Annotated in this window: 1 protein-coding gene; it reads right to left on the bottom strand. The window is 39.8% G+C overall.

What is annotated here, in order from left to right; genetic code table 11:
- Positions 1–206, bottom strand: a 206-nt coding sequence (locus HMPREF2918_RS00255) for a S24 family peptidase (protein WP_218108097.1), incomplete at both ends; no start/stop codon positions are given.

The raw sequence follows: 206 nt of genomic DNA, 5'->3' as shown, positions 1-206 counted from the left end.
CCATCATAATCAAACCCTGTTTCACGAATGAGAGCCACAGAACCATTTTGATATTTGGGTTCCATTGAGTCGCCAGAAATCCATGAGGCGAAATCGTGGGCTAGTTCTTCATCAAAATAGACAGTATCATAGTTTTGATCGTTATACACCGATGAACCGATACCAGCAGACATTTGTTCGTAAACATGGTATTCGTATAGTTTTTC

The sequence above is a fragment of the Streptococcus sp. HMSC065C01 genome (assembly GCF_001813525.1).
Classification (GTDB): Bacteria; Bacillota; Bacilli; order Lactobacillales; family Streptococcaceae; genus Streptococcus; species Streptococcus parasanguinis_V.
Note: the sequence above shows the minus strand (reverse complement) of the source record. Positions and strands in the feature narration are given on the sequence as shown.